This is a genomic window from Paraburkholderia phenoliruptrix, assembly GCF_047325075.1.
GTDB classification, from domain to species: Bacteria; Pseudomonadota; Gammaproteobacteria; order Burkholderiales; family Burkholderiaceae; genus Paraburkholderia; species Paraburkholderia phenoliruptrix.
Genome location: NZ_CP168531.1, coordinates 190,003 through 204,022, shown reverse-complemented (window position 1 = coordinate 204,022; position 14,020 = coordinate 190,003). Strand labels below are relative to the sequence as shown.

Sequence of the window (14,020 nt, the reverse complement as noted above, 5' to 3'; positions counted from 1 at the left end):
GTCGGCGCAAAGGGCCGCTGGCCGCACGCACGACCCGCGTGCGCGCCGCAACGCCAGCATAAAGCGCTCGCGTTACAACAGCGCGACGACCTCGTCCAGCGACGGCGCGTGCGCGCCCGCATGGCGGCAGGCCGCTGCGCCGGCCGCCAGCGCGAACGCCAGATGCTCCGGCCACGCGCGCTGCGAAGCGGTCATCAGGCTGAACAGCAAGCCGCCGATGGAAGCGTCGCCCGCGCCGACCGTGTCCACCACCTCGACGCGCGGCGGCCGTGCCTCCACCGTCATCGCGCCGTCGATCAGCAGCGCGGTATCCGGCCCGCGGGTGACGAGGACGGTGGCGCGCGGGTTCATCGAACGCAATTGGGCGAGCGCGTGCGCTTCGTCGTCGGTCTTGAAGATGAGGCGCAGGTCTTCGTCGGAGACCTTGATGAGATCGGCAAGCGCCGCCATTTTGCGCAGCGTGGGTTCGTAGCCGTGCTCCATCGAATTGCGGTAGTTCGGGTCGAAGCTGATCCTCACGCCGCGCGAACGCAGCTCGGCGGCCAGTGTGGCGAGCGTATCGCCGAGCGGCCGTCGCACGAGGCTGATGCAGCCGAAGTGCGCCCACTTCACGTGCTCCATCCAGCCGGCCGGCAGACGCGCCGGATCGAAGGCGAGATCGGCACTGTTCTCGCCCATGAAAAAGTAGGCGGGCGGATGCGTGCGATGCACGATCGCCAGCAAAGGCGGTCGCTCGACGCGCTGCATGAAGCGCATGTCGAGCCCGGCCGCGACGCTCGCGTCCCACAGCTCGTCGGAGAAATTGTCGACGCCTAGTGAGCCCGCGCAGGCGGTCGGCAGGCCGAGCCGCGCCACGCAGCGCGCGACGTTCCAGCCGGCGCCGCCAGGACGCGACAGCCATTGCGAGGCGCCCGTGCGAACCAGATCGGTGAGGATGTCGCCCGCCGAAACGAAGACGGGCAGTTCAGGGTTCATGCCGGGCTGAGTGTTGATGTGGCTCATTTTGCCTGCTCCGCTGAGACGGCCGCGGCGGCGGCCGCGTCCTCCGGCAGCGCGTGCGCGAGCACCTCGTAGCACGCGCCCATGGTGTGATAGTCGGTCTTGCCGGCCGGGCTCTTTTCGTCGCTGTACTTGCGGTTGTCGCACGTGAGGATGCGATACCACGCGCCGTATTTGTGATCGACGAAGTGCGCCCAGCTATAGCGCCAGATCTCGTCGTACCAGTCCCAGAAGCGCTCGTTGCCGGTGCGCTTGCCGAGCAGCGCGGCGGTCGCGAAGGTCTCGGCCTGGACCCAGAAGTACTTGTCGTGATCGCACACGGTGCCGTCCGGGCCGAAGCCGTAGTAGAGGCCGCCGTGATCCTCGTCCCACGCGTGGGTCATGGCGGCGTCGAACAGTTCGATCGCGCGCGGCAAAAGCCACGGCAACGGGCGATAACGCTCGAGAATCAGCAGCAGCTTCGCCCATTCCGTCTGATGCCCGGGCTGGAAGCCCCACGGACGGAAAATGTTCGAGCTGTCTTCCTCGTTGTAGTGCCAGTCGACCGACCAGTCCGCGTGAAAGTGCTCCCACACGAGCCCTTGCGAAAGCTTCGCCTGCCGCAGCGTGATGTTCGACGCGACCCGTTCGGCGCGATCCAGATAGACGAGGTGGCCGGTCGCTTCGTGCGCGGCGAGCAGCGCCTCGGTGGTGTGCATGTTCGCGTTCTGCCCGCGGTAGGAACTCACGCGCCATTCCGGCGACGCTTCGTCGGCGTAAAGGCCCGCGGCGGCGTCCCAGAAGCGGTGCTCCATCAGCTCGAAGGTCGCGCCGATCATCGGCTTTGCTTCCTCGATGCCGGCCATCGCCGCATGGGCGTAAGCGAGCAGCACGAACGCGAGGCCGTAGCAGTGGCGCGTGCCGTCGAGCGTGCGCTTTTTGCCGTCGCGCCATTCGATCTCCCAGTCGTAGCCTTCGTGCTGCGCATCCCAATGCGCGTCGCGCAGAAAACGCAGACCGTGGCGCGCGTATTCCAGATGCTTCGGATCGCCGAACTGCCGATACGCCATCGCGTAGTTGAAGACATAGCGGCAACTGCTCACGAGGTGCCGCGTGGTTTTGTCGTAGACCGAGCCGTCGTCGCGGAAAAAATGGAAAAAGCCGCCGCTCGGATCGAGCACATTGGGCGCGTAAAAGCGCAGCGTGTCCTCGATGTGCGAGAGCAGAAACTCGCGGCTGCGGAAACTGGCGACGGGCGGCACGGCAGGCGCGCCGTTGGCGGAGTGGGGCGTGGCGGTTTGCGTCATGGCGTTTTCACCAAAGTACTGGCACGGGCAATGAGATGGACGGGCAAGCGCACTTCCGTTTCGGCGGGCGTTTCTTCGAGCAGCAGCTCGACGCCGCGCCGGCCGAGCGCTTCCTTGTCGACAGAAAGGGTGGACAGCGGCGGCGTGGCGTGAGCCGCGGCGGGAATATCGTCGAAACCGATGATGGCGATGTCCTCCGGCACGCGTACGCCGCGCGCGAAGCAGGCGCGCAGTGCCGCGAGCGCGGCGGCGTCGTTGTAGGCGAACACGGCGTCCGGGCGCGGGCCGGGCGCATCGAGCAACTGCTGCATCGCGCGCGCCGCGCCGGTGTCGGGGTCGAGGCCGGCGTCGATCGTCACTTCCAGCGACGGGTCGAACAGCAGCCCCGCTTCGAAAAACGCTCGCCGGTAGCCGAGCGCGCGCTGCGCGATGCTGAAGTGCGCGAGCGAGCCGCCGATGAACGCGACGCGCTTGCGCCCCTGCTCGAACAGATGCCGCATGGCGAGCGCGGCGCCCGCCGCATTGTCGAGATTCACCGAGCGCAGGCCGGGCGCCCACAGGTCGATCAGCACAAGCGGGCGCTGCATGGCGACAAGCGTGGCCAGCGTCTCGGGTTCGACAAAGCCGGCAATCGCGACGGCGTCGGGCGCATGCAGGCGCATCTGCTGGATCACGTCTTCGGTCGGGCCGGCGGTCAGCACGGACGGCACGATGCCGCGCTCGCGGCAGGCGTCTTCCACGCCGTGCAGTACATGCGAGAAAAACGGGCTGACGGCGAAATTGTTGTGCTGCCGGTGCAGCAGGAAGGTGAGACGGCGAATGCGCGGACGCAGTTGGGCGGCGTCATAGCCGAGCTCGCGCGCCGCCTCGACCACGCGCACGCGGGTCGCCTCGGACAGGCCGGGCTGGTTTTTAAGCGCGCGCGAGACGGTGCCGATCGACACGCTGGCCGCGCGCGCAACGTCGCGAATAGTGATCGCCATCGAAGCAGGCGGCCGTGCAAGGGCGGCCGCGCGGTGTTGGGGTCCGGGCGATTGTATAGTAAAAAAGTGCGAAAACAGCTATAAATCCCTGCCAACGACACCCGTAAATACCCGTAGTTACAGGGTATTTTGACGATTTAGTTGTTTAGTAAAAACAACTAAACACGCACTGTTGCGGGCGTTTGGCGGCGGCGCTTTATTTTCAGTTCTTGGTCACGGCGCCTTCGGGTTGCCCGCGCAGCAAAGCCACACTTTCTTGCGCGCCGATCAGCACGAAGCCGCTCGCCTCCAGCTTCGCGCGGCGCTTCGCGAGCGCGGCGAGCGAGGCGATTTCTTCGCTGTTGTAGAGCGACGCGCCGTCGGCGGAATCGGGCTCGACGCGCACGCAGCCAATCGCCATCGTCACGAAGCCGAAGAAGGTCGGATTGCCGCGCCGGTCCTCGCCGTGGATGCCGCCGGCGAGGCGGTCGTCCGGCGCGTAGAAGCGCTGCGCGCCTTCGTTGAATACGTGAATCGCCCGCAGCACGCGCTCGCGCCAGTCGTCGCTCTGGAACAGGATCAGGAAGTCGTCGCCGCCTACGTGGCCGAGAAAGTCGCGCATCGGGTCGCATACGTCCGCGAGAACGGCGGCAGCAAACTTCAGCACCTCGTCGCCTTGCCAGTAGCCGTACTGATCGTTGAAGGGCTTGAAGTGGTTCAGGTCCACATAGCACGCGTAAAAACCGGCGTGATTGCCGACGAGTCGCGCGATGTGCGAACTGATCGGAATGTTGCCGGGCAGAAAGGTCAGCGGGTTCGCGTAGCGCGCCGCTTCGATTCGCACCTCGGTGACCGCACGCACGAGGTTTTCGCCGGTGCCGAGCCCCGCATATTTGCCGTTTTCGGTGATGACGAAGCCGTCCGCGAGATAGCGCTGGTCGTCGCTGGCGAGCAGCTTGGCCATCTGCTCGACGGTCATGGATTTTTCGATCACGACCGGCGACGCGTTCGCAAACAGCAGGCAGGGCCGCTTGCCGAACAACTCGCGGTGGTAAGGCAGCGCGTAGCGGTCCATGAAACTGCGGCGGTTGATGAGCGCAACAGGCTCGTCGCGCTCGACCACGGCAACCGCGTGCAGGTCGGGCAGGCGATTGAAGAGTTCGAGCACGTCGTTATTGGTCGCGTGGCGCGGCAGTGCAGGCGCGTGCACGAGCATCTTTTCCGACGCCATGCCGCCCGAGGGCGACGCGCCGCCGAGTGTGCGCGTCGCCTCCGGAAATACCGCGATGTGGCCGGCGCGCAGCGCGTCGCGCGCGTCGTCGGTTACGGTGCGCGCCGGTTGCGCGTTTGGGCGGCCGAAGAAAAACCCCTGTCCGCAGCCGATTCCCATATCGCGCACGACGATCAAGTCCGCTTCCTTCTCGATGCCTTCGGCCACGAGCCGCGCGCCGCTCGCGCTCGCAAAATGCTGCATCGCGCGCACGGCTTCGAACTTCAGCGGGTCGCAGGCAATGTCGTGAATAAAAAAGCGGTCGATTTTCACGACGTCCGGTTGCAGCCGCACCCACAGATTCATGCTCGCGTTCGCCGTGCCGTAATCGTCGAGCGCGAACTGCGCGCCCGCCGTGCGCAGGGCGGCGATCACGGGGAGAAAGGCGCCGACGTCGGGAATCGTGCTTTGCTCGGTCAGCTCGATCACGATGCGCTGCGGATCCACGCCGCGGTGGCGCAGCAGCGCGAGCGTGTCGTCCGGCGTCTCGGCCAGGCGCCGAAGCGCGCCGGCGCTGAAGTTGAGAAAGAGCTTGCCGTCGTAGCCGAGCCGCGCAAACGCTTCGATGCACGCGCGCGCGGCGGCCTGTTCCAGCTCGATCGCGCAGCCCTCGGCGAGCGCCTGCGCAAAGAGCGCGAACGGCGCCTCGAGCGACGTGCCGGCCGGCCCGCGGATCAGACCTTCGTAGCCGAGAATCGCGCCGCCGTCGAAATCGACGATGGGCTGAAAGACGGCGGACAGCTCGCGCCGGGCAATCAACTCCTCGATGCGCGGCGCGGCGGAGCGGGAGGGCGAGCGAAGTTGCATGGCAGAAAGGCGTAGCGGTGGACCATCGGCTTAACGACTTGTGCTGCAAAGAATTAAGTGAAGTTTTGGTGAAGCGTTGCACTGAAGTGGTGCGCGGAAGGCTTTCCGAAGCCGTCGAGAAATTTCGGGGACGCGCGTCCTATGCCATCCGGCTAAGGCGACAAGCGCGGCATTTGCGCGTGAAATAACAAAAAGCCGCGCAAGGCGGCTTTTGGAAAAACGACGCTCAGGGAGGGCGCTTATGAATGTCCTATTTGCATTGCACGCGTACTCAACGGCGAGCGACGGCGGCGGCAGTCCGTTCACGTGTGGCGGCGCGAGTTTCGCCGCTGGTGTCGCGGGCGCCCCAGCGCTGCGCGAGCGCGGCGCACACCATCAACTGGATCTGGTGGAACAGCATCAGCGGGAGCACGACGGCGCCCACGGCCTGCGAGGCGAAGATGACCTTGGCCATCGGCACGCCGGCGGCAAGGCTTTTCTTGGAGCCGCAGAAGATGATCGTGATCTGGTCCGCGCGGGAAAAGCCGAGCCGCTTGCTCACGACAATGGTGACGGCCAGCGCCAGCGCGAGCAGCGCCACGCTGATGAGCACCACGCCGCCGAGCGCGGAGAGCGGAATCTGGTGCCACAAACCTTCGGTGACGGACTCGCTGAAAGCGCCGTACACCACGAGCAGAATCGACCCCTGGTCAACGAACTTGAGCACGCCGCGGTGCCGCTCGATCCATTTGCCGATCAGCGGGCGCAGCAGCTGGCCCGCCACGAACGGTACCAGCAGTTGCAGCACGATATTGCCAATGGTGTGCCAGGGCGAGTTACCGCCCGCCGCCTGATTCGTGACGAGCACGCTGACGAGCGCGGGCGTGACGAAGATGCCGAGCAGGCTGGAGGCCGACGCGCTGCATACGGCGGCCGGCACGTTGCCTTTGGCAATGGACGTGAACGCGATAGAGGACTGAACCGTCGACGGCAACGTGCAGAGGAAGAGGATCCCGCCGTAGAGCGCCGGCGTGACAAGTGGCGAAAGGAGCGGTTTAAGCGCGAGGCCGAGCAGCGGAAACAGCGCGAACGTGCTGAGCAATACGACTATATGCAGACGCCAGTGCGTCGCGCCCGCAATAATCGCTTCCCGCGAAAGCTTCGCGCCGTGTAGGAAGAACAGCAGGCCGACTGCCACGTTCGTCACCCAGTCGAACGCCACGGCGGCCTGCCCGTGAACCGGCAGCAAGCTGGCCAGTATCACGGTGCCGACGAGGCACAAGGTGAAGTTGTCGGGAAGCAGTTTCGGGCGGGCCATGTCGGGTTCTCGAAATCGGTGATGCGGGACTGTACGCAAGGCGCGTGCGCAAAGCGCGGCGTATCGACGTCAGGGAAAACCAGTATTGTCCCGCTAAAGCGATTGAAAACGCAAATTCATTTGCCGAATCGATTGATGCATTCAACGCATTCGAGATGGTTTTACGCGTGCGCGGCAGGTGGCCCGGAGCGCGTTCTCGGGGTTCGCCGACGCAGCGCATTTGCGCCGCTTGCTGAGACTATAGACGCGCGATGCACCGTGCATCGCCGCCTTTTTTGCTACGCGTTCCGCGAAGGGTCGAGGCCTTGCCGGCAAGCGCTATCAGGCGGTTTCCGCAAGGGATCTGTCGTAGAAAAACGTCGCAGTAACAAGGTGTTACAACAGCGGGCGAGGCCTAACACTTTTTGGCTCGACACCCTCTCACCACGACCATAAATTACCGTTCAATGGCCGTCGGGAATGCCCCGCGCCGCAGCATGTCCGCGGCGTCCGCGCGAGTCCCTCAACAAGTCCGCCGCAGCTCGAACGGCGGGTTTCAGGCAAGTCTTCGGGCAAGTGAGTCACGGGTGGACGGGTTGTCGAGAACGAAGCACTGGTCGTGGGGCGCGCTGATCGTCGCGCTGTGCTCGTTCGCCTATGCGAAAGGCCCCGGCGCGCTGCCCGGCGGCGCGCGTTTTTTCGTCGATACGTACGGCCATGGCAACTACGTCAACCGCGACGTGGGCCGGGACTTGCAACGCCCTGCCAAGCCGGACTCGAATATTCGCCGGGTGGCCGGGCCGGGCGCTTATCCGGGCGAAGGCCGCGGCGGCATCCCGTATCGCGGCGTCATCACGCAGGTCAGCGCCGAGTCCCGCCCGGGACAACGGCCGCAGTCCAATGCGCCGGTGCGCTCGGGCTCGATCCGGGCCGACGTCGCGCGCTACAACGAAGAACGCAGTTCGCTGCGCACCATGCAGCGCCAGGCCGACGACGGCCGCCCGCCCGAAGGTTCCCCTTACCGCAACTGAGAAGCCGGTTCCCGGCTTAGGTCGCGCGCCTGACTGGGACGCGGCGCGTTTGCGCCTGCGCCGGGCGCTTCTGAACGCCTGTTACTTCCCACCTTCCGCGGCCACCCATCCTTTCAATTAGCTTCTTGCGCGCATTACATCTCGATTCACTGCCACGCGCCGCCGAAACTGCGTTCTCCAATTGACGTATCGACGCCACACTTTTTTGAAAAATACTCGGCAACAAACGGCCTCGCGTCGTCAAATCGTGGCGTTTATGCGGCGACGCGTCATCGGCATGTCATCTGATGCGTTATTGACCGGCTGACGCATGGCGGCGCTGCTTTGCGCGAGCAGGAGCGCTGGCCGCAGTACCGCGACCCCGTGCCTGGCAAGGCCTTTTAGCAGGCCGATAAGCGACAAAACTAATCGGACTGATATACCCGCAATAACCAGCCATATTTTTGTTTATAAAAATGGTCCGCAAAGATGGTCCCGCCCAGATTGGCTCGACGATCGGACGGACAACAACAATGGTTTGCGCGAGCTTGCCCTTTCGCACAGCCACACCTTTTTGACAAAGACTGGAGAATCCATGAAAACAAGCATCAGCCGTGCGCTGAAGACCACCTTGAAGGCAACCGCGTGCGCGGCTTTGCTGGCGAGCGCATCGTCCGCTTTCGCTCAATCGAGCGTGCAGCTTTACGGTCAGGTCGACGAATGGGTCGGCGCGCAGAAATTCCCGGGCGGCAAGACCGCGGTGCAGGTGTCCGGCGGCGGCATGTCGACGTCGTACTGGGGCTTGAAGGGGGCTGAGGATCTCGGCAACGGCTACAAGGCGATCTTTACGCTGGAAGGCTTCTTCCGCGCGCAGAACGGCCAGTACGGCCGCTTTACCGGCGACACGACGTTCTCGCGCAATGCCTATGTCGGTATCGAATCGCCGTACGGCACGGTCACGGCGGGCCGCCTGACGACGGAACTGTTCGTCTCGACGATTCTGTTCAATCCGTTCATCGACTCGTACGTCTTTTCGCCGATGGTCTACCACGTGTACCTCGGCCTCGGCACGTTCCCGACCTATTCGACCGATCAGGGCGTGACCGGCGACTCCGGCTGGAACAACGCGGTGCAGTACCAGTCGCCGAACTTCAACGGCCTGTCGGCGAGCGCGATGTACGCGCTTGGCAACACGACTCAGAACGGCGCGAAGAAGTGGAGCGGCCAGGTGCTGTATTTCCACGGCCCGTTCGCGGCGACGGCGGTCTACCAGTACGTGAACTTCAACAACACGCCGGGCGATCTGGGCAGCTTCGATTCGTCGGGCGTGCCGGGCCTGAAGGCGCAAAGCGTCGCGCAGCTCGGCGTCTCGTACGACCTGAAGTACGTGAAGCTGTTCGGCCAGTACATGTACACCCACAACGACCAGACGCTCACGAGCTGGCACGTGAACACGGCGCAGGGCGGCGTGTCGGTGCCGGTGGGCCCGGGCACGGTGATGGCCTCGTACGCGTACTCGCGCGACGGCGGCGGCTTCGACCAGACGCGCCAGACCGCCGCGGTCGGCTACGACTATCCGCTCTCGAAGCGCACCGATGTCTACGCCGCTTATCTCTACGACCACATCAGCAACCAGTCGAGCGGCAACACGTACGGCGTCGGCCTGCGCGCGAAGTTCTAGGCGTCGTGGCTTAAGCGCGATGGGCCGGCTGGCCCCGGTCCACGGCTGGCGGCTGGTGGCTCACGCCTCAAGGCTCACGGCTCCGGCCTCACGGCGACCGCACGAGTCACGAGCCACGGCCGCGACTGACCAGCCATCGCGCCACCAGCCGCACCGCATCCCTTCAATCCCAAGAAGCCCGCTTCCTCGCGAACGCGGGCTTTTTCTTTTCAGCAGCTCACGCCACCCTTTCCTCACTCGCCCTTGATAAAGCGGGCAAAATGACGCCGATTCATTCCTTAAGCGAGCGATTCGGATGGACACCCTCGTCAGCATGAAAGTGTTCCGGCAGGTGGTGGAGGTGGGCAGCTTCGTCGGCGCCGCCGAGCGGATGGAAATGTCGGCCGCCATGGCGAGCAAGCATGTGATGCATCTCGAGCAGCAGCTGGGCGCGCGTCTCTTGAACCGCACCACGCGCCGCGTCGCGCCGACCGAAGCAGGCCGCGAATACTACGAGCGTCTGAGCCAGGTGCTCACCGAACTCGAGGAAGCCGAGCAGGTGGTCGGCGCGGCGAGCGTTGTGCCGCAAGGGCGCTTGCGCGTGTCGTCGCTGTCGGCCTTCGGGCTGAGCCACGTGATGGCCGCCGTCGCCGACTACGCCGCGCAGTATCCGCAAGTGACCGTCGACATCACCCTGTCCGACCGCGTGGTCGAGCTGATCGACGAAGGCTTCGACGTTGCGATCCGCGCGTCGCCGAGCGGCCTGAAGTCGTCGTCGCTGATTGCGCGGCCGATCGCAATGGCGCATCTGGTGCTGTGCGCGTCGCCCGACTATCTGCGCCGGCGCGGCACGCCGAAGACCGCCGCCGACCTCGCGCGCCACAACTTCATCCAGTACGCCGGCGTGTCCGGGCTCGATGTGCTGCAAACCACCGGCGAAGTCGCGCGCGTGCGGCTGTCCGGCAACTTGATCGTCAACCACCTCGAGGCGCAACGCGTGATGGTGCTGCAAGGCGCGGGCATCGCGTTGCTCGGCACGGAGGTGATCGGCGCCGATCTGGCCGCGGGGCGTCTCGTGCCGCTGCTCGTCGACGAAGTGCCGCCGCGCGAGCTGCCCATTCACGTCGTCTATGCAAGCCGCCGCCATTTGTCGGCGAAGGTGCGTTCGTTCGTGGATTTTTTCGCCGAGCGCTTCGCGAACGAATCGCTGTGGCCGTCGCTCGAACAGATCAAGGCGTTGGCCGTGCCGCCGCGCGCGGGCTGACCCGCGAGCCTTCGCGACCCGTTTCGCTATACTGGTTGCCAGCACCCGCACACGCCAACCGCGTAATGATCTGGGGGAGACATGACCGATCTGTCCTCGCCGCAGCGCGCCGCCAGCCACGAGCTGCCGGCCGGCCGGCGCTTGCGTTTCGTCACTGCCGCAGCCTTGTTCGACGGGCACGACGCGTCGATCAACATCATGCGGCGCATCCTCCAGGCGAGCGGCGTGGAAGTCATCCACCTGGGCCACAACCGTTCCGTCGATGAAGTCGCGACCGCCGCGCTCCAGGAAGATGCCGACGGCGTCGCCGTGTCGAGCTACCAGGGCGGCCATAACGAATATTTTCGCTATCTCGTGGATCTGCTGCGAGCGCGCGGCGGCGAGCGCATCAAGGTGTTCGGCGGCGGCGGCGGCGTGATCGTGCCCGAGGAAATCGTCGCGCTGGAGCAATACGGCGTCGAGAAAATCTATTCGCCGCACGACGGCCAGCGGCTCGGCCTGCAAGGCATGATCGACGACATGATCGGGCGCTGCGCGGCGCTCGCGCGGGAAACGTCGGCGGAGCATGCAGGCGCCGTCGGCGAATGGATCGACGCGCTGACAGCGCGGCCGGTCTCGCGGCGGCCAGCGTGCGAAGAAACGCGCGAAGAAGCGCAGGCCGACGCCGCAACCGGCCTCGCATTTCGCCGCCTCGCGCGACTCATCAGCGCGTTCGAATCGGGCGGCGTAAGTGCCGCCGGGCGCGACAAGGTCTCGACACTCGCGCAGGCGGTGCAGATTCCCGTGCTGGGCATCACCGGCACGGGCGGCGCGGGCAAGTCGTCGCTGACCGATGAATTGATCCGCCGCTTCCGGCTCGATTACGGCGACGCGCTGACGATCGCCGTGCTCGCCATCGACCCGTCGCGCCGCAAGTCGGGCGGCGCGCTGCTCGGCGACCGCATCCGCATGAACGCGATTGGCGACTGGGGCGGCGGCGCGCGCGTCTACATGCGCTCGATGGCGACGCGCGAAGCGTCGAGCGAAATCTCGAACGCGCTGCCCGACGCGCTCATGCTGTGCAAGGCGGCGGGCTTCGATCTGATCGTCGTCGAGACGTCCGGCATCGGTCAGGGCGACGCGGCGATCGTGCCGTTCGTCGACGAGTCGCTGTATGTGATGACGCCCGAGTTCGGCGCGGCAAGTCAGCTTGAAAAGATCGACATGCTCGATTTCGCCGACTTCGTCGCCATCAACAAATTCGATCGCAAAGGCGCAGCCGATGCGCTGCGCGACGTCGCGAAGCAGGTGCAGCGCAACCGCGGCGACTTTGCGAAATCGCCCGACGCGATGCCGGTGTTCGGCACGATCGCCTCGCGTTTCAACGACGACGGCGTGACCGCGCTCTACCGGCACATCGCGAACGCGCTGCAACGGCATGGCTTGCGCGCGTGCGGCGGGCGCCTCTCCGCGCGCGCCGACGTGCGATTTTCGAGCGGCCGCCACGCGATCGTGCCGCCCGCGCGCGTGCGCTATCTCGCTGAAATCGCGCAGACGGTGCACGCGTATCGCGAGCGCGCCGAGGCGCAGGCGCGCATCGCGCGAGAGCGCTGGCAACTCGTCGAAGCACGGCGGATGCTGGGCGAAGCCCGCGCCGATGAAAGTGAGGCCAGCGCGGAGCCGTCGTCCGCAACCCGGCTCGACGCGCTGATCGCGCGGCGCACGGCAGCGTTGGGCGAGCGCGAACGCCAGCTCCTCGATGCGTGGCCGCAAACCGTCGCTGCCTATTCCGGCGACGAACACGTGGCCCGCATCCGCGACCGCGAGATTCGCACGGCGCTCACGGTCACGACATTGTCGGGCACGCAGATACGCAAGGTCGCGCTGCCCCGGTTCGTCGATCACGGCGAAATCCTGCGTTGGCTGATGCTTGAAAACTTGCCGGGGTATTTCCCGTTCACCGCCGGCGTGTTCCCGTTCCGCCGCGAGAACGAAGACCCCACGCGCATGTTCGCGGGCGAAGGCGATCCGTCGCGCACCAACCGGCGTTTCAAACTGCTGTCGGAAGGGATGCCCGCCAAGCGTCTGTCGACCGCGTTCGACTCGGTCACGCTGTATGGCGAGGAGCCGCACGAGCGCCCCGACATCTACGGCAAGGTCGGCAATTCGGGCGTGTCCGTCGCGACGCTCGACGACATGCACGCACTCTACGACGGCTTCGACCTGTGCGCGCCGGAAACGTCGGTTTCCATGACGATCAACGGCCCGGCGCCGACCATCCTTGCGATGTTTTTCAACGTCGCCATCAATCAGCAGATTGCGCGCAGGATGCAGCAGCTCGGCCGTGCGCTCACCGGCGACGAACTCGCCGACACGCGCCGCCTCGCGCTCGCGAACGTGCGCGGCACCGTGCAGGCCGACATCCTGAAGGAAGACCAAGGTCAGAACACGTGCATTTTTTCGACCGAGTTCAGCCTGAAAGTGATGGGCGACATTCAGGCGTATTTTGTCGAACACGGCGTGCGCAATTTCTATTCGGTGTCGATTTCCGGCTATCACATTGCCGAGGCCGGCGCGAACCCGATCTCGCAGCTCGCCTACACGCTCGCGAACGGCTTCACTTATGTCGAGGCGTATCTGGCCCGCGGCATGTCGATCGACGACTTTGCGCCGAACCTGTCGTTCTTCTTTTCTAACGGCATGGACCCGGAGTACACGGTGCTCGGCCGCGTCGCGCGGCGCATCTGGGCAGTCGCGATGCGCGAGCGTTACGGCGCGAACGAGCGCAGCCAGAAGCTCAAGTATCACGTGCAGACGTCGGGCCGCAGCCTGCATGCGCAGGAAATCGACTTCAACGATATTCGCACCACGCTGCAAGCGCTGATCGCCATCTACGACAACTGCAACTCGCTGCACACCAATGCGTTCGACGAGGCAATCACCACGCCCACCGAGGAGTCGGTGCGGCGCGCGGTAGCGATTCAGTTGATCATCAATCGCGAATGGGGGCTCGCGAAGAATCAGAACCCAAATCAGGGCAGCTTCGTGATCGACGAATTGACGGATCTTGTCGAAGAAGCCGTGCTCGCCGAGTTCGACCGGCTGACCGAGCGCGGCGGCGTGCTGGGCGCCATGGAGACCGGTTATCAGCGCGGCCGTATTCAGGACGAGTCGATGCTGTACGAGCATCGCAAGCATGACGGCTCATATCCGATTGTGGGCGTGAACACGTTTCTGAGCGCGCATCCGCACGAAGCGCCGCAGCCCATCGCGCTCGCCCGTTCCACCGAGGAAGAAAAGCAAAGCCAGCTCAAACGCCTGCGCGATTTTCAGGCGCGCCATCGCGAGGCCGCGCCCGCCGCGCTCGAGCGGCTGAAACGCGCGGTGATGGACAACGAAAATGTCTTCGCCGTGCTGATGGACGTGGTGCGCGTGTGCTCGCTCGGGCAGATCACGCACGCGCTCTTCGAGGTGGGCGGGCAGTATCGGCGGAATATGTAGGCTTGG

9 protein-coding genes are annotated in these 14,020 nt (G+C 65.2%); 4 read left to right on the top strand and 5 right to left on the bottom strand.

What is annotated here, in order from left to right; all coding sequences use genetic code 11:
• Positions 1 to 72 precede the first annotated feature (72 nt).
• The 5 genes from ACEN8U_RS12850 to ACEN8U_RS12830 form a co-directional block, all read right to left on the bottom strand.
• On the bottom strand, positions 73 to 1,002 hold the full coding sequence (locus ACEN8U_RS12850; protein ID WP_310104782.1) for a carbohydrate kinase: 930 nt from the start codon (positions 1,000 to 1,002) through the stop codon (positions 73 to 75).
• On the bottom strand, positions 999 to 2,285 hold the full coding sequence (locus ACEN8U_RS12845) for an AGE family epimerase/isomerase (RefSeq protein WP_015001442.1): 1,287 nt from the start codon (positions 2,283 to 2,285) through the stop codon (positions 999 to 1,001). The genes ACEN8U_RS12850 and ACEN8U_RS12845 overlap by 4 nt, the downstream gene beginning before the upstream one ends.
• Positions 2,282 to 3,268 carry a LacI family DNA-binding transcriptional regulator gene (locus ACEN8U_RS12840; protein WP_015001443.1) on the bottom strand — a complete coding sequence of 329 codons (987 nt, stop codon included), beginning with the start codon at positions 3,266 to 3,268 and terminating at the stop codon, positions 2,282 to 2,284. Before ACEN8U_RS12840 ends, ACEN8U_RS12845 begins: the two co-directional genes overlap by 4 nt.
• Before the next feature lie 202 nt (positions 3,269 to 3,470).
• Complete coding sequence (locus ACEN8U_RS12835; protein WP_310104787.1) at positions 3,471 to 5,324, bottom strand: phosphodiesterase; 1,854 nt, start codon at positions 5,322 to 5,324, stop codon at positions 3,471 to 3,473.
• A gap of 271 nt (positions 5,325 to 5,595) precedes the next feature.
• Positions 5,596 to 6,621, bottom strand: a complete 1,026-nt coding sequence (locus ACEN8U_RS12830; protein ID WP_310104790.1) for a bile acid:sodium symporter family protein — start codon at positions 6,619 to 6,621, stop codon at positions 5,596 to 5,598.
• Positions 6,622 to 7,187: 566 nt separating this feature from the next.
• On the opposite strand from ACEN8U_RS12830, the gene ACEN8U_RS12825 reads away from it, so the two are divergent.
• From ACEN8U_RS12825 to icmF, 4 genes are all read left to right on the top strand, one after another.
• On the top strand, positions 7,188 to 7,631 hold the full coding sequence (locus tag ACEN8U_RS12825; RefSeq protein ID WP_310104792.1) for a hypothetical protein: 444 nt from the start codon (positions 7,188 to 7,190) through the stop codon (positions 7,629 to 7,631).
• A 574-nt stretch (positions 7,632 to 8,205) separates the two neighbouring features.
• Complete coding sequence (locus tag ACEN8U_RS12820; RefSeq protein ID WP_013586901.1) at positions 8,206 to 9,291, top strand: porin; 1,086 nt, start codon at positions 8,206 to 8,208, stop codon at positions 9,289 to 9,291.
• Positions 9,292 to 9,586: 295 nt separating this feature from the next.
• Positions 9,587 to 10,534 carry a LysR family transcriptional regulator gene (locus ACEN8U_RS12815; RefSeq protein ID WP_013586902.1) on the top strand — a complete coding sequence of 316 codons (948 nt, stop codon included), beginning with the start codon at positions 9,587 to 9,589 and terminating at the stop codon, positions 10,532 to 10,534.
• Positions 10,535 to 10,615: 81 nt separating this feature from the next.
• Positions 10,616 to 14,014, top strand: a complete 3,399-nt coding sequence (icmF, locus tag ACEN8U_RS12810; RefSeq protein ID WP_413658365.1) for a fused isobutyryl-CoA mutase/GTPase IcmF — start codon at positions 10,616 to 10,618, stop codon at positions 14,012 to 14,014.
• The last annotated feature ends 6 nt before the right edge of the window (positions 14,015 to 14,020 follow it).

Coding starts and splice junctions, on each gene's coding strand:
- ACEN8U_RS12835 (WP_310104787.1), bottom strand. CDS start 5,324: ATGCAACTTCGCTCGCCCTCCCGCTCCGCCGCGCCGCGCATCGAGGAG.
- ACEN8U_RS12850 (WP_310104782.1), bottom strand. CDS start 1,002: ATGAGCCACATCAACACTCAGCCCGGCATGAACCCTGAACTGCCCGTC.
- ACEN8U_RS12830 (WP_310104790.1), bottom strand. CDS start 6,621: ATGGCCCGCCCGAAACTGCTTCCCGACAACTTCACCTTGTGCCTCGTC.
- icmF (WP_413658365.1), top strand. CDS start 10,616: ATGACCGATCTGTCCTCGCCGCAGCGCGCCGCCAGCCACGAGCTGCCG.
- ACEN8U_RS12820 (WP_013586901.1), top strand. CDS start 8,206: ATGAAAACAAGCATCAGCCGTGCGCTGAAGACCACCTTGAAGGCAACC.
- ACEN8U_RS12840 (WP_015001443.1), bottom strand. CDS start 3,268: ATGGCGATCACTATTCGCGACGTTGCGCGCGCGGCCAGCGTGTCGATC.
- ACEN8U_RS12815 (WP_013586902.1), top strand. CDS start 9,587: ATGGACACCCTCGTCAGCATGAAAGTGTTCCGGCAGGTGGTGGAGGTG.
- ACEN8U_RS12845 (WP_015001442.1), bottom strand. CDS start 2,285: ATGACGCAAACCGCCACGCCCCACTCCGCCAACGGCGCGCCTGCCGTG.